At 57.1% G+C, this 1,357-nt stretch carries 2 protein-coding genes; one reads left to right on the top strand and one right to left on the bottom strand.

Features of this window, described 5'->3' with window-relative positions; genetic code table 11:
* Positions 1–356: GDP-mannose 4,6-dehydratase (locus H5U08_RS18970; protein WP_297036778.1), on the bottom strand; the 356-nt coding region annotated here is incomplete at its 3' end.
* Positions 357–689: 333 nt separating this feature from the next.
* Between H5U08_RS18970 and H5U08_RS18965 the strand changes: the two genes are divergently transcribed.
* The coding region (locus H5U08_RS18965; protein ID WP_297036775.1) for a ThuA domain-containing protein at positions 690–1,357 on the top strand (668 nt) is incomplete at its 3' end.

Below are 1,357 nucleotides of genomic sequence, written 5' to 3'. Positions count from 1 at the left end.
CAGAACTCCAGGAGGACCAGAGTTCCCGTGCAGTTGGCTTTGTAATAAACCGCTGGATTGCGGACGCTTGCCCGCACCCCCGCCCGAGCCGCCAAATTGATCGCGGCCGTTAGGGAGGGCTTGCCGGCCCTGGCAAATGCATTTTCCACCTGTCCTTCATCCGCGATGTCCACCTGCTCGAAGCGAAACCGGGGGAATCTTTTCAGGTTATTCAGACGCCATTCTTTCAACCGAGGATCGTAGGCGTCATTGATTTCGTCCCAGCCAAGAACTTCGTGTCCCTCCACGAGGAGCATCTCGCAAACGCGGGAGGCGATGAAACCTGCGCATCCCGTCACCAGATAGCGTTCACCCATCGTCGCCACCTTTCCTTGCAAGCAGTGAGGAAATCTGGGCTAAAGGCACTGTCTGAAATCCGCCGGCATTCCCGGTACGATCATCTTCCGATGCAGCGTTCGGAGAACTGCGTCAGGCCGAAACACTGGATGTTGTGTGACGTAGGACAGCCGCCCGGACCCCCGTGGCAGCGGTCGGCGGTATCCAGCGGGAAAATGCCAGCCGGGTGTCGCCGTTGAATAGAAACGATGCTATCATAAAAATCGGCTTTGTAAAAAGATCGCCTTCCCCAGGATGGTACAGGTTTCTCCACGTCCTCACCTTTTTGGTTCCTCGCACAAGGAGCTTGCATCATGAAACGCCGTGAATTCCTCGCTGCTGCAGGCGCTGGCGCTTTCGTTTCGGCCCTGCCTTTCCGCTGGACCGAAGCCTCCTGGAGCAAACCCCGGAAAATCCTGTATTTCACCCGCTCGGCTGGCTTTGAGCATTCGGTCGTGGCACGAAAAGGAAAAGACCTCGCCCATTCCGAACGACTGCTCACGGAATGGGGAAAGGAGGTCAATGTGGAAGTTGTGTGCAGCAAAGACGGCAGGGTCTTTGATGGCGATCTCGATCAGTTCGACGCCATCGCCCTGTACGCGACCGGTGATTGGACCAAGCCGGTCAATCGGCCCAACGAACCACCCGCTACCGAGACAGGAGTGAAGCGACTCCTCGATGCCATTGCTGCGGGCAAAGGCGTCATCGGTTTCCATGCGGCGAATGACGCGTTCCACAGCCGCGGCGATGAGATTTCCCCGTTTGTGAAGATGATTGGCGGCGAGTTCCTGAGCCACGGCAGACAGCAGGAAGCCACGATTAGGGTTGCTTCGCCGAGTTTCCCTGGTTGCCAGAACCTCGGTCGATCTTTCCGTATGTTGGAAGAATGGTATGCCATGAAGAATCTTGCGGATGATCTCCACGTCATCCTGATCCAGGACACCGAGGGCATGGTCGATGCTTGTTACCAGCGCCCGCCGTA

The sequence above is a fragment of the Thermogutta sp. genome, assembly GCF_014359955.1.
GTDB lineage: Bacteria > Planctomycetota > Planctomycetia > Pirellulales > Thermoguttaceae > Thermogutta.
Note: the sequence above shows the minus strand (reverse complement) of the source record. Positions and strands in the feature narration are given on the sequence as shown.